22 protein-coding genes and 1 tRNA gene are annotated in these 25681 nt (G+C 40.2%); 20 read left to right on the top strand and 3 right to left on the bottom strand.

Annotation, left to right across the window (positions count from 1 at the left end; all coding sequences use genetic code 11):
• The 6 genes from RCH61_RS08925 to RCH61_RS08905 all read left to right on the top strand — a co-directional run.
• Positions 1–687: restriction endonuclease subunit S (locus tag RCH61_RS08925; protein WP_306480480.1), on the top strand; the 687-nt coding region annotated here is incomplete at its 5' end.
• 20 nt (positions 688–707) lie between these two features.
• Positions 708–1823 (top strand): hypothetical protein, encoded by a 1116-nt coding sequence (locus RCH61_RS08920; RefSeq protein ID WP_306480479.1) that lies wholly within the window; start codon positions 708–710, stop codon positions 1821–1823.
• Positions 1823–4933: a type I restriction endonuclease subunit R gene (locus RCH61_RS08915; protein WP_306480478.1), complete on the top strand. Its 3111-nt coding sequence runs from the start codon at positions 1823–1825 to the stop codon at positions 4931–4933. Before RCH61_RS08920 ends, RCH61_RS08915 begins: the two co-directional genes overlap by 1 nt.
• 339 nt (positions 4934–5272) lie before the next feature.
• Positions 5273–5509, top strand: coding sequence for an ATP-binding cassette domain-containing protein (locus RCH61_RS09960; RefSeq protein WP_442920454.1), 237 nt, complete (start codon positions 5273–5275; stop codon positions 5507–5509).
• Positions 5510–5514: 5 nt separating this feature from the next.
• Entirely contained in the window at positions 5515–6375 is an 861-nt protein-coding gene (gene dinD / locus RCH61_RS08910) for a DNA damage-inducible protein D (protein WP_306480477.1), read from the top strand.
• Positions 6376–6443: 68 nt separating this feature from the next.
• Entirely contained in the window at positions 6444–7517 is a 1074-nt protein-coding gene (locus tag RCH61_RS08905) for a hypothetical protein (protein ID WP_306480476.1), read from the top strand.
• A 115-nt stretch (positions 7518–7632) separates the two neighbouring features.
• Here RCH61_RS08905 and RCH61_RS08900 read toward each other — a convergent pair whose 3' ends face one another.
• The 3 genes from RCH61_RS08900 to RCH61_RS08890 all read right to left on the bottom strand — a co-directional run bounded on the left by RCH61_RS08900 (position 7633) and on the right by RCH61_RS08890 (position 10466).
• Positions 7633–7881: a hypothetical protein gene (locus RCH61_RS08900; RefSeq protein WP_306480481.1), complete on the bottom strand. Its 249-nt coding sequence runs from the start codon at positions 7879–7881 to the stop codon at positions 7633–7635.
• A 592-nt stretch (positions 7882–8473) separates the two neighbouring features.
• Positions 8474–9841, bottom strand: coding sequence for an MATE family efflux transporter (locus RCH61_RS08895; protein ID WP_306480475.1), 1368 nt, complete (start codon positions 9839–9841; stop codon positions 8474–8476).
• Positions 9834–10466: a TetR/AcrR family transcriptional regulator gene (locus RCH61_RS08890; RefSeq protein ID WP_306480474.1), complete on the bottom strand. Its 633-nt coding sequence runs from the start codon at positions 10464–10466 to the stop codon at positions 9834–9836. The genes RCH61_RS08895 and RCH61_RS08890 overlap by 8 nt, the downstream gene beginning before the upstream one ends.
• A gap of 239 nt (positions 10467–10705) precedes the next feature.
• Between RCH61_RS08890 and RCH61_RS08885 the strand changes: the two genes are divergently transcribed.
• The 14 genes from RCH61_RS08885 (at position 10706) to RCH61_RS08820 (ending at position 25605) form a co-directional block, all read left to right on the top strand.
• Positions 10706–11899 carry an AraC family transcriptional regulator gene (locus RCH61_RS08885; protein WP_306480473.1) on the top strand — a complete coding sequence of 398 codons (1194 nt, stop codon included), beginning with the start codon at positions 10706–10708 and terminating at the stop codon, positions 11897–11899.
• A gap of 84 nt (positions 11900–11983) precedes the next feature.
• Entirely contained in the window at positions 11984–13903 is a 1920-nt protein-coding gene (gene baiCD / locus RCH61_RS08880; RefSeq protein ID WP_306480472.1) for a bile acid Fe-S flavoenzyme BaiCD, read from the top strand.
• Between the two features lie 13 nt (positions 13904–13916).
• On the top strand, positions 13917–15842 hold the full coding sequence (locus tag RCH61_RS08875; RefSeq protein WP_306480471.1) for an FAD-dependent oxidoreductase: 1926 nt from the start codon (positions 13917–13919) through the stop codon (positions 15840–15842).
• 75 nt (positions 15843–15917) lie between these two features.
• Positions 15918–16838, top strand: a complete 921-nt coding sequence (locus tag RCH61_RS08870) for an aldo/keto reductase (RefSeq protein WP_178006821.1) — start codon at positions 15918–15920, stop codon at positions 16836–16838.
• Positions 16839–17006: 168 nt separating this feature from the next.
• Entirely contained in the window at positions 17007–18326 is a 1320-nt protein-coding gene (locus tag RCH61_RS08865) for a hemolysin family protein (protein WP_306480470.1), read from the top strand.
• A gap of 81 nt (positions 18327–18407) precedes the next feature.
• Positions 18408–19124 (top strand): IMP cyclohydrolase, encoded by a 717-nt coding sequence (locus RCH61_RS08860; protein ID WP_178006825.1) that lies wholly within the window; start codon positions 18408–18410, stop codon positions 19122–19124.
• 96 nt (positions 19125–19220) lie between these two features.
• Positions 19221–20399 (top strand): phosphoribosylaminoimidazolecarboxamide formyltransferase, encoded by a 1179-nt coding sequence (locus tag RCH61_RS08855; protein ID WP_306480469.1) that lies wholly within the window; start codon positions 19221–19223, stop codon positions 20397–20399.
• A gap of 26 nt (positions 20400–20425) precedes the next feature.
• The gene (gene tsaE / locus RCH61_RS08850) at positions 20426–20857 is read left to right on the top strand and encodes a tRNA (adenosine(37)-N6)-threonylcarbamoyltransferase complex ATPase subunit type 1 TsaE (protein WP_178007274.1); all 432 of its coding nucleotides are present in this window, start codon (positions 20426–20428) and stop codon (positions 20855–20857) included.
• A 48-nt stretch (positions 20858–20905) separates the two neighbouring features.
• A complete protein-coding gene (gene tsaB, locus RCH61_RS08845; protein WP_178007276.1) occupies positions 20906–22090 on the top strand; it encodes a tRNA (adenosine(37)-N6)-threonylcarbamoyltransferase complex dimerization subunit type 1 TsaB in 1185 nt (394 codons plus the stop codon).
• A gap of 113 nt (positions 22091–22203) precedes the next feature.
• Positions 22204–22443: a hypothetical protein gene (locus RCH61_RS08840; RefSeq protein ID WP_178007278.1), complete on the top strand. Its 240-nt coding sequence runs from the start codon at positions 22204–22206 to the stop codon at positions 22441–22443.
• Between the two features lie 30 nt (positions 22444–22473).
• Complete coding sequence (locus tag RCH61_RS08835) at positions 22474–23382, top strand: ribonuclease Z (RefSeq protein WP_178007280.1); 909 nt, start codon at positions 22474–22476, stop codon at positions 23380–23382.
• Between the two features lie 10 nt (positions 23383–23392).
• Positions 23393–24421, top strand: coding sequence for a tRNA (adenosine(37)-N6)-threonylcarbamoyltransferase complex transferase subunit TsaD (gene tsaD / locus RCH61_RS08830; RefSeq protein ID WP_306480468.1), 1029 nt, complete (start codon positions 23393–23395; stop codon positions 24419–24421).
• Between the two features lie 51 nt (positions 24422–24472).
• Positions 24473–25165: a 2-C-methyl-D-erythritol 4-phosphate cytidylyltransferase gene (gene ispD / locus RCH61_RS08825; RefSeq protein WP_306480467.1), complete on the top strand. Its 693-nt coding sequence runs from the start codon at positions 24473–24475 to the stop codon at positions 25163–25165.
• A 354-nt stretch (positions 25166–25519) separates the two neighbouring features.
• Positions 25520–25605 (top strand) — tRNA-Ser (locus RCH61_RS08820).
• The last annotated feature ends 76 nt before the right edge of the window (positions 25606–25681 follow it).

The following is a 25681-nucleotide window of genomic DNA, read 5'->3' as shown; positions in this document are numbered from 1 at the left end:
ACAGACAGACAGACAGACAGACAGACAGACAGACAGACAGACAGACAGACAGACATAAGTGTAATTAGGCTTATTCAATATGTGTTTGGATATGCGATACTTCCGATGGGGGATTTGTTTGATTTTCGCAATGGCTTGAGTAAAGGCAAGGAGTTTTTTGGAAATGGAATCCCTTTTATAAAATATACAGATGTATATAATAACAGGTTCCTCAGAGAAAGTGATATCACTGCATTGGTAGAGTGTACAGCTGCGGAAATCACAAAACTGGGCGTACACCGCGGAGATGTGTTTTTTACCAGAACATCGGAGACAGCAGAAGATGTTGGATGGTCATCGGTAATGCTTGATGATATGGAAGCTTGTGTCTTTAATGGGTTTACCATAAAAGCGACTCCGAAAACAAATTATTTATTGCCTGAATATTGTGCGTTTTGTTTTGTAACAAGAGATTTTCGAAAGTATGTTGCAAATCATTGTGCATTTACAACCAGAGCCTCTTTAACGGGCAAAACTATTGCAGAGTATCAACTTGCTTTTCCGAGTATAGAAAAACAGCAGGAAATTGTTGATGTGTTGAATAAGTTTCATGTTTTATGTAATGATATTTCTTCTGGACTTCCAGCAGAGATTGAAGCACGACAGAAACAATATGAGTATTACAGGGATAAATTATTATCATTTTAAAGAAGAACTAGAGGTGTAGTATGGGGAAAAACTTAGATGAAATTGCGAAGCAACTCAAAGGCTGTGGTAAAAAAGTACAGTTGATATATGCATTTAATGGTACTGGTAAAACACGTCTTTCCAGAGCGTTTAAAGAGCTAGTTGCCCCTAAAAACGAGTCGGAGGATGAAGAAACAGATTTGTCGGGAAAGAAAATTCTTTATTATAATGCTTTTACAGAGGATTTGTTTTATTGGGACAATGATTTGGAGAATGATATTAATCTGAAGCTGAGAATTCATCCGAATGTGTTTACAAACTGGGTATTTCTCGAGCAGGGGCAAGAACGAAATGTTATCAGTAATTTTCAGACATATATTAACAATACAGCATTAACCCCGAAGTTTAATGAGGAATTTTCAGAGGTTACATTTTCTTTGCAAAGAGGAAATGACCAAGATACTGAAAATATCAAGATATCCAAAGGGGAAGAGAGTAATTTTGTCTGGAGCATTTTCTATAGTTTGCTGGAACAAGTCGTAGAGGTGCTAAATATACCGGAAGAAAGTGATAGAGAAACAGATAAACTGAATAAATTGGAATATATTTTTATTGATGATCCAGTGACATCTCTTGATGATAATCATTTAATACAGATGGCAGTAAATCTTTCAGGAGTGATTCGAAAGAGCGAATCTGATTTAAAGTTTGTTATTACGACACACAGCCCGTTGTTTTATAATGTGCTTTACAATGAATTGAATATCAGGAAGAATGGCTATATGTTGGAAAAGAATGAAGACGGAAGTTATGCTTTGAATACAAAGTTTGGTGATTCAAATAAGAGTTTTTCTTATCACCATCATTTGATAGGTGTTATAAAACAGGCGATTGAAGAAAATAAAATTGAAAAATATCATTTTACTTTGTTGCGTAATTTATATGAAAAGGCAGCGAATTTCCTTGGCTATGATAAATGGTCGGATTTGCTGCCGGATGATAAGGAAGTATATGCACAGCGTGTTATGAATTTTTATAGTCATAGAACTTTATTAAATGAAGAAGTGAAAGAACCAACAGAAGCGGAAAAGCAGACAGTGAAATTATTGTTTAATCATCTGATTGACAACGCAAAATTTTGGAAGGAGTCAGACTGATGTATGAATACAATTCGATAGCAGAATCAAACAATTTTATTGTTTTAGATAAATATGAAAAGTATGCATCATGTATGCGTGAAACAAGTACATATCAGACGGAAGCAGATCTGGAAAACGAATTTATACAAGATCTAAGAAATCAGGGATATGAATATTTACCAGATTTGACAACGCCGGAGGCAATGCTTGAGAATGCAAGAGTACAGCTTCAGGCACTTAACGGTGTCCAATTTACTGATTCAGAATGGAAAAGATTCTGCGAGGAATATTTGAATAAAGCAGGAGATAGTCATATAGATAAAACTCGTAAAATTCATAATGATTATATTTATGATTTTGTGTTTGATGATGGGCGTATTAAGAATATATATTTAGTTAAGAAAGAAGAGGAAAATATAGTAAAAAATAAAGTACAGGTTATTTCTCAGTTTGCACAGACGGGGACGCAGGCTAACCGATACGATGTTACAATTCTAGTTAATGGATTACCACTTATCCAGATTGAGCTTAAGAAACGGGGAATAGCCATACGTGAAGCATTTAATCAGATAAACAGATATAGTAAGGAAAGTTTCAATTCGGAAAATTCTTTATATAAATACTTGCAGATATTTGTGATTTCTAATGGTACTGATACCCGTTATTTTGCAAATACAACGAAAAGAGACAAGAATAGTTTTGATTTTACAATGAATTGGGCCAAAGCAGATAATACATTGATTAAAGACTTAAAAGATTTTACTGCAACCTTTTTTCAAAAAAATACAATACTAAGAGTGTTGTTAATTTATTCTGTTTTAGATGTAAACGATAATTTATTAATTATGCGTCCTTATCAAATTGCGGCAACTGAGAGAATTCTATGGAAAATCAAGAGTTCTTATGATGCCAGAAAATGGGGGACAACAGAAAGTGGTGGATATGTTTGGCATACAACAGGTTCTGGAAAAACATTGACTAGTTTTAAGGCGGCCAGATTAGCTACAGAACTTGAGTATATAGATAAAGTTTTTTTTGTGGTAGATCGAAAAGATTTAGACTATCAGACTATAAAAGAATATCAACGTTTTTCGCCGGACAGTGTAAATGGTTCGGAAAGTACTGCCGGATTGAAGCGTAATATTCAAAAAGAGGATAATAAAATTATTGTTACTACGATTCAAAAATTGAATAATCTCATAAAAGCAGAAGCAGATTTAGCAATCTATAATAAACAGGTTGTTTTAATTTTTGATGAAGCACATCGTTCACAATTTGGAGAAGCACAAAAGAATATCAATAAAAAATTCAAGAAATATTATCAATTTGGTTTTACGGGCACTCCAATATTTCCTGAAAATGCTTTGGGAGCTGAAACAACTGCATCTGTATTTGGAAGAGAGTTACATTCCTATGTAATTACGGATGCAATTAGAGATGAGAAAGTCTTGAAATTCAAAGTTGACTATAATGATGTTCGTCCAAAATTCAAATCAATTGAAATGGAGCAGGACGAGAAAAAATTAACGTCAGCAGAAGCAAAAGAAGCGTTATTGCATCCAGAGAGAATAAAAGAAATTTCGCAATACATCTTGAATAATTTTAAAGTGAAAACTCACCGTTATATTGGTAATAAAGGATTTAATGCGATGTTTGCTGTAAGTAGTGTTGATGCAGCAAAACTTTTTTACGAATCACTTAATAATCTACAAAAAGACTGTGAAGAACCTCTGAAAATTGCAACTATTTTTTCTTTTGCGGCTAATGAAGAGCAGAATGCAATAGGAGAAATTCCGGATGAAAACTTTGAACCAACAGCAATGGATAGCAGTGCCAAAGAGTTTTTAACGTTAGCTATTAATGATTATAATAAGATGTTTAAAACGAATTTTGGTGTTGAAAGTAAAGAATTTCAGAATTATTATAGAGATCTTTCTAATCGTGTGAAGAACAGGGAGGTAGATCTGTTGATTGTTGTCGGTATGTTCTTGACCGGATTTGACGCACCGACATTGAATACACTGTTTGTAGATAAAAATCTTCGTTATCATGGACTTATGCAGGCATTTTCTAGAACGAACCGTATTTATGATTCAACGAAAACATTTGGAAATATAGTTACATTTAGAAACTTGGAACAGGCTACTATTGATGCTATAAAATGTTTTGGAGATGATAATACAAGAAACATAGTTCTGGAAAAAAGCTATAAGGAATATATGGAAGGTTTTAATGATAATGTTACTGGAAAAGTGTGTCGGGGGTATGTGGATGTAGTTGGAGAATTGAAATCGAGGTTTACAGATGTTGAAGAAATTGTTACCGAAAAAGATAAAAAAGAGTTTGTGCAATTGTTTGGCGAATATCTAAAAATAGAAAATATTTTGCAAAACTATGACGAATTTATTAGTTTAAAAGAATTGCAGAAAGTTGATTTGGGGGACTCTGAAGCAGTAGAAAACTTTAAGGTGACATATTATGTTAGTGATGAAGATATGAAAGCCATGCAGTCGATCGATATATTGGATGAAAGAACTATTCAGGATTACCGCTCGACATATAATGATATCCGTGAATGGCTTCGCCGCGAAAAGGAAGGAAAGGACAAGGAAAACTTAAAAATTGACTGGGATGACGTTGTGTTTGAGGTGGATCTATTAAAATCTCAAGAGATTAATTTGGATTATATCATAGAGCTGATTTTTGAGAAAAATCAAAATATAACAAATAAGAATGTTTTGATTGAAGAGATGCGGCGCATCACACGTTCCAGTGCTGAAAATCGAGCTAAAGAAAGTTTGATAGTTAATTTTATTAACCAGACAGATTTAGGTGAAATACAGGATAAAGCAAGTATTATTGACGCATTTTACCAGTTTGCACAAAAGGAACAAAAGAAGGAAGCCGAAGAGTTGATAAAAGAGGAACAACTTAATGAGCAAGCCGCAAAACGATATATTCTTGCATCATTAAAAAAAGAATATGCAAGTGAAAATGGGACGGGATTAAACGAGATGCTTCCTAAAATGAGTCCTCTCAATCCGAAATATCATACGAAGAAACAGAATGTGTTTGAAAAAATCTCAGTTTTTGTAGAAAAGTTTAAGAGAATAGGTGGCGCAATTTAAACAATAAGGTGTAAAATGTGTGATGAGCACAAACTACTATTAAAAAATGAAGGACGAAGTTGTCAGGATGAATTCTATATTGAGTGTATGTGGTTTAGTGGTGTGTTGACGAGTAATGAGAAGTCCTGCGTTTGTAACGTGTTTGCAACACCACATTTCAAGAACCCAGTAAAATCAAGCGTTCCCAGTTACCTAAACGTTAATCGTTGGAACAACTCAATACGTTTTATTGCATCTCAGGATGCTTCAGAACCTCTCAGGACATTTGTCTTGGGAGGTTTTTTGTATATTTTTATAGAGAACTGTGGTAGAATTTTATCATAGTAATTTTCGATAGATATGGTATCTGTGTTAAATATGAATTTTTACTCTACATCTAGAAATCCCGAGAATCTTGAAAATATAATTAATGTCGTGAAAATGTATGTAGAGAAATTATTAGGTTTAAATTATTTATCATTTCTGAGAGAAGAAAACAAAAATGTCGTGTTTGTTGGGGGGAATGGAAGTGGGAAAACAACATTGTTAAAAAGGTTAAGGGATGAATATTTGGGAGATATTACTTTAGAAGGATAATGTATATGAAGAAATTAAAAGATAAAGAATATAGAAGATTCGAGGATATAAAGCATATCCGAGATGATGGAAGTGAATTTTGGTCAGCTAGGGAATTAGCCCCAGCCTTAGAATATAATAAATGGGAGAATTTTCATAAAGTAATTAAACGGGCAATGATTGCTTGTGAAAATAGTGGACATATTATTGTAGACGATTTTCCTGAGGTCAGGAAAATCGTAAATGCAGGGGCAACAAGTAAGCCAGTTATAGATTATAAACTCACACGTTATGCCTGTTATTTAATTGTGCAGAATGGAGATCCTCGTAAAGAAGTAATTGCGCTGGGACAGACATATTTTGCAATTCAAACATATCGACAGGAAGTTGCAGATCATTTTAATGAACTGGATGAAGATAGAAGGCGTTTAGTAGTTCATGGAGATATTAAACAATGGAATCAACTTCTTGCAGAAACAGCATATGATGCAGGCGTTATTACAAATGAGGAATTTGCAATTTTTCAAAATGCCGGATATATGGGGTTGTATGGTGGATTGGATGTTGATGATATACATAAAAGGAAGAATCTTGAGGTTGGTCAGAAAATTCTTGACTATATGGGAAGCACAGAACTTATCGCTAATCTGTTTAGAATATCTCAGACAGAAGAAAAGTTACGAAAAGATGAGATTAGTGGTTCTAAAGCTGCAACGGCTACTCATTATATGGTAGGAAAAGAAGTGCGTGGTGCTATCGAAAAGATAGGTGGCATTATGCCGGAAGATTTACCGACACCAGAAAAAAGTATTCAACAAGTTGAAAAGGAGCAACTTGCTAGATTAAAAGCAAAAGCGAAAGAGGGAAAATTGATGCTTGATGAGTAAAATTTTGTAGATTAACAGAAAAAATAAATTCAGAAATTCGAGATGTATCGAGGAGATGTATAGATAAAATGATGGAAAATTTAGAAAAGATGATTACTGTTCGTATCATGCAAGAAGATGCGGAAACTATTTTTTCTCTTATGAAGACCGAGAGGGATCCTATATTTGTAATGGAGATTATTCCATATTATGCATTGTTTATCCAATCTTGCCAGGAATATATGGGAGAAACCTTTATCGAGGGAACTTCTGCGGTAAAAGTCAAAGATATACGTAATTTTATTAAAGTATACGGAGAAAGTTTTGGAAAGTCAAAGAAAAGAATAGAATTGGTAGATATCGATCAGGATGAACAGTATAGAGCGCAATTAAGATTTGATTTTATGAAAAGTTGGAATATCCATTTGAATCTTGGTACATATTGGACAGAAGATCATCATGTTGTAGGAAACACTCAGATGCTTGCTGATTTTTTAGGAATTGATGATATATTTAATCACAAAACAGGAGAACTGCAATATGAATTTGGAAGTCAGATGGGTTCATTTGTGGCATCGATAAGAGAAGGATTTTCGCAAGTTATTGATCCGCCAGAGGTAAAAAGATTGCATACAGGGGTATCAATAGATTATTTTTATGATTTGAATACAAATAAGAATGACGAGTTGTTCGTTGATAATTCATCGAAGGTCTTAAATTTATTCTTTCTTGATTTAGTCTGTAATATGAATTTTGTGAAGTACATTTTGAGACCGTTATTTGACGATAGCAATATGTGGATTTTTCGAGTGGAATATATTGTAACATATTATACTTATCGAGCAATTCAACGGTTAAAAAATTATTGTGACAATAATATGGATCTGTGTATTGAATGGGGAGGGTTTACAGAGACTCTTAGTTCAGCAAAAGTTTTATTCCAGTCTAAGTTTCGTAATTGTATGATGCATTATGGGCTTGAGAATCAGGAAGTAATCTCTATAGAAAATATTCAAAAGCCGTTCTATGGTATTGTTGAAACTTGTTATAATGGAATGGGTTATTATTCTTTTTTGGACAGATTAAGAAGATTAGCAGATAAGATGATTGATTTGTTAGAAAAGCATTTTAATATAGAAAAAATTACATTACAACGCTTATAAAGGATGCGGTAATAACAACGTTTTTCTTATAAAAGGTAGAGGTGAAAACAATGGTGGTGAGATGTTGTGGGTTAGTAACGTGTTTGTAACACTTGTGACTGAAAAATATTATAAATTAATTCCTCTGCATTCCGCGCCTCGAACGGTGTGCAATAGCCATTGAAAAAGTGGGGGCTTCAGCTGCGGTGGAAGTCCCCCACTTTTTCGTTTTTTCGATCAGACAACTCTCTTCTTTGTGTGTCTCCTTTTGGATGGTATCAGTCACCACCTTCACCGCCTTGTCATAGGGCACATCGGAAACCTTATCAATTAGCGTCTCCACGGTCTCAATTTTGAGCGTTAGTTCTTCCAGCTTCTGCTTCATTAGGATATAGTCCTGCTGACAATGGAAAAGAGCGTTTTCGGCGGGACGGATTCTCTCATCGTGCCGATTTGGCAGATGCTTTTCTTTGGACAGGTCCTATTTTTCCACCTCTAGACACCGGAGTAAAGACTGGCCGCCTCTACATACCGCACTGGCTTGTCTAATAATACTGACATCCAACATCATCAGATTTCCAAAACTCTCATGTGTTTCTGGAAATATTAGTTTAACTACCTGTCTGCGAGTATTATTTTATCGAAAAAACGGCCTGTATATCCAAAAGGTTGGAAAAATCCGTAAAATCTACATATTTCCACGCTTTTGGAATCGTGCTGTAATGGACGTAATCATTGGCAAAACGGGTCAGAAATGTTGAAAAATCATTGATCTTCTTCTGCGACAGAGGATGCCAGTGCGTATTCACAGTTATTGTGGGTATTATGAATGCTATATGTTTTTTAAAGAAAACGCCTGTCCGAGCAGATAAAAAGACAAGAACCATCTCAGAATTCTGGCTGAGATGGTTCTTTTATGTTTCTTCATTATAGGTCAACTGCATGTGGCAGATGCTCTTTTTACGTTTTAATGCTTGCTAATTTTTTGCCATATTGGCAGATGCAATTTTTTTCATAGATTTAATTGAGCATATACAAACTATAATTGTCAAAATATCGGCTGCCGGTTGTGAAAAATAGATTCCGGTCACCCCCAAAAGTTTGGGGAGGATAAGGATAAAGGGAAGATAAAACAAACCCTGCCGGATCAGAGAGAGGAATAGTCCATACCGGGAATCGCCGATTGTCTGGTAGGTGATCGTCATCATATAACACAATCCAAAAGCTGGATATAGAGCTACTTGTGAAATCAATAACCATTTCCCATAGTCTACAATCACCGGATTTTGGTTAAACAGCAATATCAGTGGGGTAGACAGCAATATATAAATCAACTCAACCAAAATTGTCAGAAGTAAGGAACCCTTTAAGGCAAAACGTACAGACTGGTGGAATCGATCTTCGTTTTTCGCTCCAAAGGCAAAAGAGGCTACCGGCTGATAACCCTGCATGAATCCCATTACGACATAACAGCCTATAAGAATCAGTCTTTGAACAACTCCGTAAGCGGCAATGATTTCATCCGATTGCGGGAGTCCGGAAGCCGCGATATTCGTTAGAGAAGCCGCTACTGACAGACAAATTTGGATAACGGCTGTAGGAAGACCGATAACGGCAACTGTTTTGATCAAATTCCGGTTAGGGCGGAAGGACTTTCTCTTGATTTTAATGATGGAACGTCCGCTGGCGTAGAACCAGGTCATAATAAAGAATGTTACGAACTGAGAAATAGTAGTGGCTAAGGAAGCCCCCTCTACTCCCATGTTCAATCCCCAGCTAAACATAAAAATAGGGTCAAGCACAACATTGAGCAAAGCTCCGGTAATCACAGCGATCGAAGAAATTTTAACGGAAGATTCGGCTCTTGCTGCACAGTTCATACTTTGAGCCGGAAGATTGGCCAAAGCTGCTATGAACATCCAAAACGCATAATCTTTTGCGAGAGGAAGGGATGCATCTGAAGCGCCAAATGCCCGCATGAGAGGTTCAATAAAGATAATGCCGCCGATACAAAGAACTGCCCCTATGAGGACAGAAACTCCGACGATCGTTGTAACAGTACAACTGGCGCCTTCGCTGTCTTTTGCTCCTAATTGACGTCCGGCTAAAACTGCTGCTCCTGCGGCGAATATATTTTCGATTGATACCATGATTAACAGCAGAGGAACCGTAACGCCTACTGCCGTGAGGGCAAGATCGGAGTGCAGCATTCCGATATAGGCGGTATCAACTAAGTTATAGATGGCTTTTGCCAACAAGGCAAGTGTGGCTGGGATTGCTAATTTTACAATCGCTTTAGCCGGGGAAATATTTCCAAGTATAGATTGGGATTGCTGCTCATTCATTTGTATTTTCATGCTCCTTTCTTTGGATCACACCATAGAGTAAGATGCTTAATGCTTTCAGGCAGTTTTCTTCTCGCTCTTCAAAGGAATGACCGTTTAGATCTGTCATTTGGTAACGGATGTTGATAAAATCCTGAAATTGTCGAAAAGTTTCAATAACATCTTCTATTGAAATATCAGGCCGCAAAGATACGGGGGTTAACAGTTGCCTTAAAATCTGAGTGCTTAGTGTATCAAAATTCTGTTTGCATTTTTGTATTTCAGATTTTAGATGGGCGGGCGGCGCAGTTACCGCTTCGCAAAAGATTCGTTGATAGACGGGGTATGTCTGAAAAAAACGTGTGCGAAGGGTAAAATAAATTTCCAACTGTTTTTCGATGGAACTGTTTTCATAAGAGATATTCGTTTGAAGATACTCGGTTAGTTGTTGGAAGCATTCTTCTACACACGCTAAATATAAAACATCTTTTGTTTTAAAATAATGGTAGACAATACCTTTGGAAATATTTTGGGCAGTACAGATCGTATTGATAGAACTTGCACCATAACCCTGCCTGGAAAATTCAGCTAAGGCGCTGTCCATAATCTTGCGCCGCATTATTTGAGTTTTTTCATCTCGCTTCATTTTTCACCTCGAAAATTAACCATTAAATTTATTTTTGAAAAGCATACCACAAATAGACCTAGTGGTCAATATTTTAGGCTGCAATTTTTCACGAGCTCGGTTTAAAGTGTGGTTCGGGGGAGTTTTTAATGTATTTTGTTAAGAGATAATGATATAATCCATAGCATAGAAACTTGAATTAGAAAATCGAAATATAAAAATGGAATTGAAAAGAGCAAAGAAGCGGCGAGGAAGGAAAAATGTGGTATCAGAAGGATTGGTTTACCGGAAGTGATTATTATAATTTAAAAGAAAAACAAATTCATGCAGAAGAAATTGAGATTAAAAAGCCGGTTGAACAAAGATTCCATGAAATGACAGAAATATATTATGTTAAGAGTGGTGACGCCGATATTTGGATTAATGGAGAGCAATATCAAATTCAGGAAGGAAGTTTCTGCTGCCTTTACATGCATCACTTTTATCGGATCGAGCGGATCAGAAAACCTCTGCGTTGCGTAAAGGTTTCTTTTCATATCGGTTTGTTTATGTTTTTATGCTTTGAACAGCATAAGGCAAATGAGAATGAGATGCTGATGTACGGGGTTTCGCCATTGTTTTTCTTGGATCCGGAAGAAAAACAAAGAGTGCTTCGAATTTTAGACGACTTGTTGACGGAAGAACGGGAAGAAAAATTTTTGCTGAATAACATGAACATTTATCTTGCCATGCAGCTTCATGCATTGTATTGCAGGTATGCTATGGAGAGAAAGAAAAAAGAGGATTCTAAAAGTGATCGTGTGTGGGATGTTATTCACAGAGTGTTGCTGGATACAAGTAAAACAGTGCCATTGGAAGAATATGCGAAGGCAGTGGGAATGACGGCAGTAACATTAAACCGTAAAATTGTACAGCGATGCGGTTATACGTTTTTTCAGCTTCAGAAAATGGGAAAGGTATTTAATGCATGTGCACTGCTGCATTTTCCGGATTTGAATATCCAATACATTAGTGATTATCTTGGTTTTACCAGCATTGAAGATTTTTATAGAGTATTTAAGCGGTACACGAATGTAAGTGTCAGAGAGTATCAGAGACAAAATGTCGGAAATGGGGTGCAAATGCATTCAGAAGAAGAGGCGCTGCAGATTTTAATTTATCTTATACTTAATTTTCATGATCCGTTTCAGATCAAAGAAATGGAAAAAGCGCTGAAGAAGAAAGCATATTTGATTGAAAGAAGGACGAATGAGGTGTTTGGACGAAGTGTTTTGGAGCTGCTTGAGGAAATTAGAATTCGGATTGCTTGCAGTTATCTTGTTGCTACGGACCGAACGATTACACAGATCAGCAGTGATGTAGGATTTGGCAGTATTTCCTCTTTTCAGCGCAGTTTTTTTAAATATATGAACCAAACTCCAAGCCGATTCAGGTCCTGTATGAAAAGTAAATAATTGATAATGATTTTATGAAATCTGAATATCTATTTTCTGCACTTCGACTTATAATAAAATCAAAATACCGGAGGTGACAGAAACATGTTTGAACATTTATTTTCTCCAATCAAAATCCGTGATATGGAGATGAAAAACAGAATTATTTTGCCGGCTATGGGAACGAGAATGGCTGCAGAAAACGGAGCGGTGACAGATAAGCTGATCGCTTATCATGCAGCCCGGGCAAAAGGGGGATGCGCGCTGAATATTGTAGAAGTAGCTGCTGTACATACCCCCAGCGCGCCGGCGCATTTTGTATCGATCAGTGAAGATAATCTGATCGAAGGGCATAAAAAGCTGACAGATGCAATTCATGAAAACGGAGGGAAAGCAGGCGTTCAGCTCTGGCAGGGATCGATTGCCGCATGCATGGATCCGAAGGCACAGATGCTGGTTGTTTCTGATATGAACTTTGGCGCTTATACAATCAAAGCAATTACAAAAGAACAGATTCAGGAAGTGGTCGCATGCTATGGAAGGGCTGCTGCAAGAGCGGTAGAGGCAGGATATGATTGTTTGGAATTCCATCTTGCGCACAATTACCTTCCTCATTCATTCTTGAGCGGAGGATTTAACCACAGAGAAGATGAATATGGCGGAAGTTTTGAGAACAGATGCAGATTTCCGTTAGAAGTGATTGATGAAATCCGCAAAAATATGCCGGAAGGAATGCCGTTATTCATCCGAATTGATGCGCAGGATGATATGTTGGAAAACGGTCTTACGATTGAAGATGTTATTCGTTTCTGTAAGATTGCAAAAGAACATGGCGTTGATGTTTTAGACGTGTCCCGCGGAAACATTATCACGGCGGCATCTATGTATGAAGTTCCGCCTATTGATGTGCCGAACGGATTTAATATTGACAATGCGGCAAGAATCCGAAAAGAGACAGGGATGCTGACTGTCGGAGTGGGAAGAATCAATACGGCGGCATTGGCAGAGGAGATTCTATCCCAGGATAAAGTAGATATGGTTGTTATGGGAAGAGCACAGCTGGCAGATCCGGAGTTTGCAAATAAGGCGCGTGAAGGACGAATCGGTGATATTGTGCATTGCGTAGGATGTAATCAGGGTTGTTATGATGGATTTACTGATGTTGCAAACCGTCCTCATATTACTTGTATGAGAAATCCAATGATCGGTCATGAAGAAGAGTATGATCTAAGTAAAACAGAAGAGCCGAAGAAAGTATGGGTTGTCGGCGGAGGAGTTGCCGGAATGGAAGCGGCGAAGATCCTGCACGAAAGAGGACATGAAGTTACACTGTTTGAATCTTCTGATACATTGGGCGGAGAATTTCTTCTTGCAGGTGAAGCGCCCGGAAAGGCAGAGATGAAAGCGGCGGCGCTTGAGATGGCACAACAGGTAGAAAAGCTTGTGACGGTATGTAAGAATACAAAAGTGGATGCGCAGATGTTAAAAGAGGCAGACGCGGATGCTGTTATCTTGGCGATCGGTTCTTCTCCGATTACAATTAAATTAGAAGGAATGGATAAATTGCAGCATGCATCTGCACCTGAAGTTCTCAGACATGAAGTGTGCCCGAAAGGAAAAGTGGCAGTTATCGGCGGCGGACTGGTAGGACTTGAGACAGCAGATACACTTGCGACAGACGGCTGTGATGTAACAGTTTTGGAAATGAAAGACGAGATTGGCGGTGATCTGGGAAGTCTCCGTAAGATTGCTGTAATGATGAAAATGCAGCAAATGCAGGTGAAAATGCTTCCGAACAGTAAAGTGTGTAAGTTTACAGAAAAAGGGATCCTTTTGGAAGACGGAACTCTTATTCCGTGTGATTGTGCAGTATTTGCCGTTGGATTTTCAGCAAATGATTCCCATTTGCTTGTGGAAGAGTGTGAGAGAAGACAGATTCCTTGTCGTGTGATCGGAGATGCCAAATCTGCCAGACGTGCGCTGGATGCGATCGCAGAAGGATTTGAAGCAGCAAGAACATTGTAGGAGGATGAAGCGTATGAGAACGATGTTTACTCCGCTTAAAATTGCGGGAATGGAAGTAAAAAACAGAACTTTTATGGCTCCTATGTCATTGGGGTATGAAAGTCAGGATGGGACTGTAAACGAAAAAATGGAAGCGTATTGGCTCAGGCGCGCAGAAGGCGGTGTTGGATGTATCATCGTAGATGCGACAAGTGTGGATCCGAACGTTCCATATCTTGGAAATACACTTTGTTTTCGGGATGAAGAAAGTATCAAAAAATATAAAAGTTTTACAGACAAGGTTCATGCGTACGGCTGTAAGATCATTCCGCAGATCACGCATCCGGGGCCGGAAAGTATCAGTGCATTTTTCGGAGTAGCGCCGGTAGCCAGCAGTTCCTATCCGAACTCTATGGGACAGATGACAAGAGAATTGTCAAAGGAAGAATTGCCGGGCATTGTCGCTCTTTATGCAAAAGCATCTAAGAATGCGAAAGAGGCCGGATTCGACGGAATAGAACTGCACTGTGCTCATGCATATATGCTGCTTGGATCGTTTTTGTCACCTTTGCGCAACAAACGTACAGATGAATACGGCGGAAGCTTGCTGAATCGAGCGCGTCTGCTGTTTGAAGTATTAGATGCGATCAAAGAAACATGTGGAGAAGATTTCCCGATCGTTTTGAGGATGTCCGGGAGTGAAAGAGATCCGCAGGGAAATACGTTGGAAGATATGAAACGGCTGATCCCTTATTTGGAGAAACACGGTGTTGACTGTTTTGAAATTAGTGGCGGAACACAGTATGAGCGCTGTAATAAGATCATTCCGTGTCACGGAGAAGAAGAATTTACGAACTTAAAAGAAGCGCGGGCAATCAGGCAGATAGCGGCAAAGCCGGTGATTACAGTTGGAAAGATTTTGGATGCACAGCTTGCAGAAGATGTGCTTGAAGCAAGCGAAGTGGACGGCGTTGTACTTGGTCGTGCTCTTTTGGCAGATCCGGATTTTGTAGACAAAGCAGAAGCAAAACGTTACGATGAGATTGCGCCTTGTGCGGCTTGCGGAGTCGGATGTGTAGGGGAGCAGACGAAGAGGCGACCGGCATCTTGCGTCATTAATCCATTGGCGGGAAGAGAACTGGAGTTTGAAGAAAAACCGGCGGCGGAAGAAAAGGATATTTTGGTCATCGGAGCAGGAATCGGAGGGCTTGCAGCGGCAAGAATTCTTGCAAAACGAGGACATCATGTGGTGGTTTTTGAGAAAGAGGGAAAAGCGGGAGGTCAGTTAAACCTTGCATGCCGCGCTCCGTTTAAACAAGAGATTTCGAAATGGATCGTATATCTTTTACAGGAGTGTGACAGATATGGTGTAGAGATTCGCTATGAGACAGAAGCAAACGCAGATGTGATCAAGGCAGAGAATCCGGATATCGTAATTCTTGCAACCGGAGCAAAACCGATCGTACTCCCGGTAGAAGGCATGGAAACTATGATTCAGGCAAATGACGTATTAAGCGGAAAAGTCCTGATCCTCGGTGGAAATGCAGCGATTATCGGAGGCGGAATGGTTGGAATAGAAACGGCAGAATATGTGCTTCACCATTCCAGAGGAGCGGCAAGAGTGACTCTTATTGAGATGACAGACAGCATTGGTCAGGGGATGGTTCCCAATAATCTGGTTCCGACTATGGTTCGTCTCGGACAAGAACGTGTACAGATGATCACCGGGGCAAAAGTGAAGAATGTAGATGCAGGAACGATTACTGTAGACACAAAACAAGGTGAAATGAAATATCCGGGATTTACACATGTGATATGTGCGGTCGGTTCAAAAGCATGGAATCCGTTGCATGAAGAAATCAAAGATACATATGAAACATATGTGATCGGAGATGCGAAAGAGGTGGCGCAGGCGCTGGAGGCTGTGCGCGAGGCATATGAATTGGGATATCGGTTATAATATTAAAATGGAAAACGACGATCATTTACCGTGTTAAAAACGTAAGAAACATCAGGGAAGAAAGAGGTGAAACAGATGAAAAAAGTGAATTTTGGAAGTACGGTTGAGCAAGTTCCGGCTATTGTTATGGGATGTATGCGTATGAAAGAATTGTCTGTGAAAGAGGCTGCAGAGCTGGTTGATACAGCGATGTCAGAGGGGGTTAATTTTTTTGACCACGCGGATATTTACGGAAGAGGAGTCTGTGAAGAACGTTTTAAAGAGGCGGCAGAAGAGGCGAACATAAGGCGTGAAGACATGTGGATTCAAAGCAAATGCGGAATAGTACCCGGAGTAATGTATGATTTTTCGAAAGAGCATATCATAAAATCTGTAGAAAATTCTCTGCAGAGACTCGGAACAGACCATCTGGATTCCCTGCTTCTTCACAGACCGGATGCGTTGATGGAACCGGAAGAGGTGGCAGCAGCTTTTGATGAACTGCATGCATCAGGGAAAGTGAGATATTTTGGTGTGTCTAACCAGAACACAATGCAGATGGAGCTTTTAAGCAGATATGTCAGTGAGTCGCTTATGGTGAATCAGCTTCAGTTTGGCGCTGCTCATGCATCCATGATAGCAAGCGGAGTGGAAGTAAATATGGCGACGCCGGGAAGTGTTGATCGGGACGGAAGTGTATTGGATTATTGCCGCCTGCATGACATTACGATTCAGGCATGGTCGCCATTTCAGTACGGAATGATCGAAGGAGTGTTTTTTAACAGCGAGAAGTTTGCAGATCTGAATGAAAAACTCCGTGAGATTGCGGGAAAGTATGAAGTCAGCGACACAACGATTGCCACTGCATGGATTTTAAGACATCCTGCACATATGCAGGTTCTTTCCGGTACAATGAATCCGCAGCGGTTTAGAGAGATTTGCAAGGCGTGCGAGATCGTTCTTACGCGGGAAGAGTGGTATGCGATTTATATGGCGGCAGGTCATATACTGCCATAAGAGAGAAAGAAGAAAATTTTTTTGAAAAGAGCTTCAGCCCTCTTAGGACATCGGTCTGGAATGAATGAAAAAAGGCGAAGGCAAAAATACCTGGCGCCAACTTGATAAAATGATATGCACATGATATACTTCTCCTGAAAATAATTTATTTCAGGAGGAGTATTTTTTATGGACGCAGACCCTGCGGGGAATTCTATTTTGTTTAACTTGTTGCTGCTGTTATTTTTCACCTTGCTGAATGCCTTTTTTGCCGGAGCAGAGATGGCGGTCGTGTCGGTGAATAAAAACAGGATTCGAAGTATGGCGGATGAAGGGAATAAAAAAGCGAAGGTGATCGAAGGGTTATTTGAAGATTCGACGAAGTTTCTTTCGACGATCCAGGTTGCGATCACATTTGCAGGATTTTATTCGTCGGCATCAGCGGCGTCGGGGATTTCACCGGTTTTGGCACAGTCGCTTGAAGCAGCGGGCGTTCCGTACAGTTCGCAGATTGCTTACAATGGGGTGACGCTTGTACTGATGTTTTTCAATCTTGTGTTCGGCGAACTTGTTCCGAAAAGGATTGCGCTGCAGAAGGCGGAAGCATTTTGCATGCTGACAGTGATGCCGGTGCATTATATATCGATCATACTGTCTCCGTTTATCAAACTCCTTTCTATGTCTACGAAACTTGTTTTGAAGCTTCTTGGAATGGAAACAGAAGACGAAGAAGAAACTGTGACGGAAGAAGAAGTGAAAGCGCTTTTGAAGATGGGAAATGAAAGCGGTACATTTGACGATGACGAGAAAGAGATGATCGATTCGGTATTTAAGTTTGACAGGAGAACTGCGAGAGAGATCATGGTTCCCAGACGAGAAGTGATTGCATTTGATATTGACGATCCGTTTGAGGAGATGATCGATGAGATTCTTGAGACAAGGCATAATCGAATCCCGGTATATGAAGAAAATATTGATAATATTATCGGTGTGCTTCATGTAAAAGACATGATGATCGAGATGCGGAAACATCCGCTGAATAAAGAGGATATTAGACAGATGCTTCGCAAACCGTTCTTTATTCCGGAAACGAAAGAAGCGGACGAACTGTTTCGGATCATGCAGGAAACGAGACATCATATGGCACTTTTAGTTGATGAGTACGGAGGATTTTCGGGGATTGTAACGATTGAAAATCTTGTTGAGGAAATCATGGGCGACATTAATGAGGAATATGAAGAAATTGTTCCCGAAGTAGAACTTGTTAAGGAAAATGAATACAAGATTGACGGAGGGATCCTTATTGATGATCTGAATGATGAACTTGGACTGAAACTGGAAACAGAAAATTATGACACATTGTCGGGATATCTCATTGAAAAGTTAGGACATATTCCTGCGAAAGAAGATCGTGATATAATAGAAACAGACGATCTGATTTTTAAAATTGAGGAAGTAAAAGACAATCGGATTACGCAAGTCCGTTTGCAGAGAAATTATTCAAAATAGGAATCCTGTTGGCGTTAGACAATAGGGGGATTTGCGCGAAAACAAAAATTTGAACAGAGAGATGAAAGGAGATACAGTGTAATGAAGATGCTGTCTATTGAAGAAGAGCTGAAAAACAATTCTTATCCGGGGAGAGGGATTATTATTGGAAAGACACCGGACGGAAAGAAAGCTGTAACGGCTTACTTTATTATGGGAAGAAGTGAAAACAGCAGAAACCGTGTATTTGTGGAAGAAGGCGAAGGAATCCGTACACAGGCATTTGATCCGGATAAATTAGAAGATCCGAGCCTTATCATTTACGCACCGGTGCGTGTTCTCGGCAATAAAACGATCGTTACAAACGGCGATCAGACAGATACGATCTACGAAGGAATGGATAAGCAGATGACATTTGAGCAGTCACTTCGTTCCCGTGAATTTGAACCTGACGGCCCGAACTATACACCGCGTATCTCCGGCGTGATGCATATAGAAAACGGAACGTACAATTATGCGATGTCTATTTTGAAAAGCAATAACGGAAATCCGGACAGTTGCTGCAGATATACGTTTGCATATGAGAATCCTGTTGCGGGAGAAGGGCATTTTATTCATACTTATATGTGCGACGGAAATCCACTGCCGAGTTTTGAAGGAGAACCGAAATTGATCGGTATTTCAGATGATATGGAGAAATTTACCGAGACTTTATGGAACAGTCTGAATGAAGATAATAAAGTATCCCTTTTCGTGCGTTATATTGATATCGAAAGCGGAAAGTATGATACGAAGATCGTAAATAAAAATCAGAAATAGAAATCAGAGACAAAATCAGATTCGAAATCAGAAACAGAGAGTAAGACAGAAGCAGATATAAAAAGATTTAACAGATCATAAGGAGCGGATAAGAAGATGAAAGAATTAGAATTGAAATATGGATGCAACCCAAATCAGAAACCGTCCAGAATTTATATGAATGACGGAAGTGAACTTCCGATCAAAGTGCTTTGCGGACGTCCGGGATATATTAATTTCCTTGATGCGTTTAACGGATGGCAGCTTGTGTCTGAGCTGAAAAAAGCGACAGGACTTCCGGCAGCAACTTCCTTCAAACATGTATCTCCGGCAGGGGCGGCAGTCGGACTTCCGCTTTCAGACACACTTGCAAAAATCTATTGGGTAGACGATCTCGGAGAATTGTCTCCGCTGGCATGCGCGTATGCAAGAGCGAGAGGGGCAGACAGAATGTCTTCGTTTGGAGATTTTATTTCTTTGTCTGATGTATGTGATGTGGATACAGCGAGACTGATCAAGAGAGAGGTTTCTGACGGTGTAATTGCACCGGGATATGAACCGGAAGCACTTGAGATTTTGAAACAGAAGAAAAAAGGAAACTACAATATCATAGAGATTGATCCTGATTATGTTCCGGCGGCTCTTGAACATAAAGAAGTGTTTGGAATTACATTTGAACAGGGCAGAAATGAATTGAATATCGATAAAGACTTCTTCTCTGATATTGTGACAGAAAATAAAGAGATTCCGGAACAGGCAAAAATCGACCTTGCAATTTCGATGATTACTTTAAAATATACACAGTCAAACTCTGTATGTTATGTGAAAGACGGACAGGCAATCGGTATCGGAGCAGGGCAGCAGTCAAGAATTCACTGTACGCGCCTTGCAGGACAGAAGGCAGATAACTGGTGGCTGCGTCGGAGCCCGCAGGTGCTGGGACTTCAGTTTAAAGATGGAATTGGCCGTGCAGACAGAGACAATGCGATCGATCTGTATATTGGGGATGAATATATGGATCTGCTTGCAGACGGCGTGTGGGAAAATACATTTGCAGTAAAACCGGAAGTGTTTACAAGAGAGGAAAAGAGAGCCTGGCTTGACAAAATGACAGATGTTGCGCTTGGTTCAGATGCGTTCTTCCCGTTTGGCGATAATATTGAACGTGCACATAAGAGTGGCGTGAAGTATATTGCACAGCCGGGTGGTTCTGTAAGGGACGATAATGTAATTGAGACATGCAACAAGTATAAGATGGCGATGGCGTTTACGGGCATCCGTCTGTTCCATCACTAGAACATCACTAAAAGAGGCATTATAACATGATTTTAGAGACAAACAGTCCGCAGGAAACTTTTTTGGCAGGTCGGGAACTGGGAGAAAAGGCGTTTCCGGGTCAAGTGATTACATTGACAGGAGATCTAGGCGTCGGGAAGACGGTTTTTACACAGGGGCTTGCCAAAGGACTTGGGATTGAAGAGCCGGTAAACAGTCCGACTTTTACAATCGTGCAGGTGTATGATGAAGGGCGGCTTCCGTTGTATCATTTTGATGTGTACCGGATCGGGGATGTTGAAGAGATGGATGAGGTTGGCTTTGAAGACTATGTGATGGGCGAAGGGGTTTCTTTGATTGAATGGGCAAACCTGATCGAGGAAATCCTTCCGGAAAAGCGGACGGAAGTTACCATTGAAAAAGACCTTGAGAAAGGGTTTGACTATCGAAAGATTACGATTATCGAAGTAGATGAATGATTACTCAAAACGGTACGATCACATGAAAAGGAAAGCAGGACGTAAAAAATGAGAGTTTTGGCAATAGACAGTTCGGGTCTGACAGCTACGGTTGCGATCGTGGAAGATGACACGACGATTGCGGAATTTACGATAAATTATAAGAAAACACATTCGCAGACACTTTTGCCGATGATTGATGAAATGGTGAAAATGGTAGAAGCGGATTTGGATTCGATTGATGCGATCGCGGTTGCGGGAGGTCCGGGATCTTTTACAGGACTGCGGATCGGATCTGCTACGGCGAAAGGGTTGGGGCTTGCTCTTGGCAAGCCCTTGATCCATATTCCGACCGCAGATGCGATGGCATACAGCATCTATGGGTGTGAGGATATTATATGTCCGATTATGGATGCGAGAAGAAATCAAGTTTATACAGGAATTTATTCTTTTGTTCCGAAAAAGGAAAAGGAAGATTCCGGGCAGTTGAAATACGCTTTTCAGGTAATCCGTGTTCAGATGGCGGTTTCGGTGGAAGATTTGATTCGGCGTTTGAATATTTATGGGCGAAGAGTTGTGTTTTTGGGGGATGGAGTTCCGGTATATAAAGAGATGTTGGAAAAAGGACTGAAAGTACCCTATTTTTTTGCTCCGTCTTACTCAAACAGACAGCGGGCAGCAGTTGTCGGGGCACTTGGTATTCGATATTTTAAGCAAGGCAGATATGAGTCTGCGGCAGAGCACAGACCTGATTATCTGCGTGTTTCACAGGCAGAACGAGAACGGGCAGCGAAAGAAAAAGATGCAGCGCCTGAAATCCGACGCATGGTGATGGAAGATGGTGCGGCGATTGCGGAACTTGAATATAGCCTGTTTCGTGATGCCTGGAGCGAAAAATCAATTCTTGAAACAGTGAAACAGCCGGGTGCTATTTGCCTGACGGCAGAAAAGGCAGGCCGTACGGCGGGATATCTTTTGGCATATACAGCAGCAGGAGAAGCGGAAATCGCTCGAATCGGGGTAGTAAAAGAATTACAGAGGCAGGGGGTTGGAAGAGAATTGATCAAAACCCTTGAAACAATCGGAAAACAATCAGGAATTAAGAGGATATTGCTTGATGTCCGCTGTAAAAATAAAGCGGCGCGCGCATTATATGAAAGGGAAGGATTTACAGAAGATGGAATTAGAAAAAGTTTTTATTCCAATCCCGAAGAAGATGCGGTTTTGATGAGTAAAGTGGTTTCCGAAGAGTGACGATGCCAGAAAACGACAAAAACGGAATTGGTTTCCGATAGTAATTTGAAAAAAAATCAGATATACTTTGGGCGTAGCAGAAACGTAAATTTTTATTTACAGGAGGATAAAACATGCGCCGATATTATTTGAAAGAAAGAAAAATGGTAAAAGAAACCGAGGCTGTTATCTGCAATCGATGCGGAAAAGAAATTCCGGTCAGGAACGGAGAACCGCAGGAAGGCGTATTCAGCGCAGATTATGAATGGGGATATTTTTCGGAAAAAGACGGAGAAAAACATCATTTTGATTTGTGTGAAGCATGTTATGACGAGCTTGTGGATTCCTTTAAAATACCTGTCGATGCAGAATGAGAAATTAAAAAGAATGGACAGAAAAAATAGATGTTAGATGTATGTTTGTTAGGATGCGGCGGAATGATGCCGCTTCCTTATCGCTATTTGACAGCTCTTATGACACGATTTAACGGGAGCAGTATGCTGATAGATTGTGGTGAAGGGACGCAGATTGCGATTAAAGAAAAAGGATGGAGTTTTAAACCGATCGATGTGATCTGTTTTACACATTATCATGGCGATCATATAAGCGGTCTTCCGGGACTGCTTCTTACGATGGGAAATGCAGACCGCACAGATCCCCTTACATTAATAGGGCCAAAAGGACTTGAGCGGGTGGTGAGCTGCCTTCGGGTTATTGCGCCGGAACTTCCGTTTCCGATTGTTTTTAAAGAAATAGAAGGCGCAGAGCAAACATTTGAAATGAATGGATATCGGCTGAAAGCTTTTCGCGTCAATCATAACGTACTTTGTTACGGGTATACGCTGGAAATTGACCGTGCCGGGAAATTTGATGCAAAACGGGCGAAAGAGCAGGGAATTCCTCTGCCATATTGGAGCCGGCTGCAAAACGGAGAGACAATCGAAACAGAAAATCAGGTTTATACGCCGGATCTCGTTTTGGGACCGGCAAGAAAAGGGATTAAGCTGACGTATACAACGGATACCCGCCCTACAGATTCGATTAAAAAGAATGCGGTTGATTCTGATCTGTTTATATGTGAAGGAATGTATGGGGAGAAGGAAAAAGCAGCGAAAGCGGTAGAGTATAAGCATATGACATTTTATGAAGCGGCTTCGCTTGCACAGGAAGCGAAAGCGAAAGAAATGTGGCTGACTCATTATAGTCCGTCGTTGACAAAGCCTGAATATTATATGGATGAAGTGAGGCGTATTTTCCCGAAAGCGAAAGCCGGAAAAGACGGTATGTCTGTGGAATTGATGTTTGAAGATTGAGAGGCGTGAAATGAAAGAGATAAGAAACATTAATATTTTGGCGATTGAAAGTTCATGTGATGAGACGGCGGCAGCAGTTGTTCACAACGGAAGGGAAGTACTCTCCAATGTGATTTCATCACAGATCGATCTGCACAAATTATATGGCGGTGTTGTGCCGGAAATTGCTTCACGCAAACATATTGAGAAGATAAATCAGGTAATTGAAGAGGCGCTGAAAGAGGCAGAAGTAACGTTGTCAGATCTCGATGCGGTTGCGGTCACATATGGACCGGGGCTTGTGGGGGCGTTGCTTGTAGGAGTGGCTGAAGCGAAAGCGATCGCGTATGCAGCTGGGCTTCCTCTTGTCGGAGTGCATCATATTGAAGGGCATATTTCAGCAAATTATATTGAAAATCCGGAATTGGAACCGCCCTTTCTGTGCCTTGTTGCATCGGGAGGTCATACTCATCTCGTCTGCGTGAAAGATTACGGAAAATATGAAATACTTGGCAGGACAAGGGATGATGCGGCGGGTGAAGCTTATGACAAAGTAGCTCGTGCGATTGGATTAGGATATCCTGGCGGTCCGAAGATTGACAGAATTGCAAGAGAAGGTAATCCGGATGCGGTTAAATTTCCAAAAGCAAATATTGATGGAGCAAAATACGATTTTAGTTTCAGCGGTCTGAAATCAGCAGTTTTGAATTACATCAATGGATGCAAAATGAAAGGGGAGAATTTTGATCCGGCAGATATCGCTGCATCTTTTCAGAAAGCGGTTGTAGAAGTATTGGTTGAAAAATCTATGCAGGCGGCGGAAGATTACGGCATGCATAAATTCGCAATCGCAGGAGGCGTTGCGTCTAATACGGCGCTTCGTTCGGCTATGGAGCAGGCGTGCGCGATGCGAGGGATTCAATTTTATCATCCATCCCCGATTTACTGCACCGATAATGCGGCGATGATCGGAGCGGCAGGTTTTTATGAATATCTCGCAGGTACGCGTCATGGCTGGGATTTGAATGCAGTGCCGAATTTGAAACTCGGTGAACGGTAGAAAAGTTTATTATCAAAGGCAGAGTATTTGAGAAGGGGAAGGGATGAGAGGATGACAAAAAAATATTGTACTGCGATCGTGCTTGCGGCAGGAAGCGGAAAAAGAATGGGAACAAAGATTCATAAACAATATTTAAAGTTGTGTGAAAAACCAGTGCTGGCTTATTCGCTGCAGGCGTTTGAGGAATCGGAACTTATTGATGAGATCATCCTGGTGACGGGGAAAGGAGAAGAAGACTTTTGCCGTTTGGAAATTGTAGAGAAATATAATTTTTCCAAAGTAAAGAAAATCATATGCGGCGGATCAGAACGGTATCATTCGGTTTGGAATGGATTGAAGCAAACACAAGACGGGTATGTGTATATTCATGACGGCGCTCGTCCGTTTGTAGATGGCGAGATGATTCGAAGAGGGTACGAATGCGTTTCTCAGGAACATGCGTGTGCTGCGGGGATGCCTGTGAAAGATACGATTAAAATTGTAGATGATAATTGTACTGTAATGCAAACGCCGGATAGAAAATATGTGTGGCTTGTTCAGACCCCCCAGGTATTTGAATCGGAGCTGGTAAAACGTGCATATAAGCTGCTGGAAGAATGTGGAGAAACATCAGTAACGGATGACGCTATGGTTGTAGAAAAAATGTTAGGGAAACCGGTTAAGTTGTTTGAAGGATCTTATGAAAACATTAAAATTACAACTCCTGAAGATCTGAAAGTTGCGGAGTCGTTCGTCGAACAGTGATTATAGTGAAAATATGGATACTCACAAAATACAACAGAAGAGAAGTTGTATCATTATGAGATATGAGAAGAGACGTGCTTACTTTGGGCAAAGCGTCTCTTTTTGGCAATGGCGACCGCTTACAATTCCGGAATGTGCCTTTTGGCGCTTCCGATGATTTGAAAGAAGGAGCTGAGAGTGGTTAGATGACAGCGCTTTGTCAGTAATGGGAGGATTTTTTTGGAATAATATGAGGATATAAAGGGGATATAAAAAAATATAAAATAAGGCTTGACATAGAAAAGACACCTGTGATATTATAATGTACGTTGCACAGGGGAAGTTCAAAAAGCCGATTTTCACTGTTGTAAATATGGAGAGGTATCGAAGTGGTCATAACGAGGCGGTCTTGAAAACCGTTTGTCCGAAAGGGCGCGTGGGTTCGAATCCCACCCTCTCCGTTCTTGGAGAAGTACCCAAGTTGGCTGAAGGGGCTCCCCTGGAAAGGGAGTAGGTCGTTAGTAGCGGCGCGAGGGT

Source organism: Mediterraneibacter sp., from assembly GCF_030825015.1.
Lineage (GTDB): Bacteria > Bacillota > Clostridia > Lachnospirales > Lachnospiraceae > Mediterraneibacter.
The sequence above is the reverse complement of the archived record's forward strand: the minus strand, read 5'-3'. Positions and strand labels throughout refer to the sequence as shown.